General features: G+C 69.1%; 1 protein-coding gene. It reads right to left on the reverse strand.

Annotated features, from left to right (window positions below; all coding sequences use genetic code 11):
- On the reverse strand, positions 1-413 hold a 413-nt coding region (locus AC1D15_RS35935), incomplete at its 3' end, for a lytic murein transglycosylase (RefSeq protein WP_477829844.1).
- Positions 414-651: the final 238 nt, after the last annotated feature.

A 651-nucleotide genomic window follows, 5' to 3' on the forward strand; every position in this document is an offset into this window, starting at 1 on the left:
ACGACGATCTCGGCCGGCACGCCGTAGAGCTCCTCGGCGCGCGCGAGCCATTTCTCGTTCTCCTGCCAGAACGCGAGCCCGGCACGGATGCGCTTCGGCTCGACGAAGCGGCCGCGGTAGGCGGCCCAGTTCTTCGCGGTGCCGGCCGGCGGCGGCATGATGAACTTCGCGACGTTCGGCACGTAGCGCGCCTCGGCCAGCTGCGACTGCACCCACTCGGCGGGCAGGCCCTGCCGCTCGGCCAGCTCGGCGCCGAAGCGCATCACGTCGTCGCGGGGGCCGTAGGGGACGGTGTCGTCACGCACCGGCGCCGTCGCGCGCGGTTTCTTCGGCTTGGCATCGGCGATGCCGGCACCCAGCAGCAACGCGAGGATCAGCGGTGTGAGCAGCAGGCGGGGGCGCGAAAAGAGCATGCGCGGATTATCGGCGTCTGCGAGGGCGGCCCGTCCAGAGGCGCGTCAAGCGGCAAGAGCCCCGTTGGGCTTCTTGAGGCGGACGTGCGCCTTCAGTACGAATTTCCCTCATCAAACTTGATGAATTCGCTCGGCCCCACGTGACAAATCCCCAAGCGCATCGCTAGACTCCACGCACCGCAGCGGCAGACCACTGCCGCGCGGGTTGCCAGTGCCCCACTGGGCCGAAGGCGACACA

The sequence above is a fragment of the Rhizobacter sp. P2_H2 genome, from assembly GCF_056403375.1.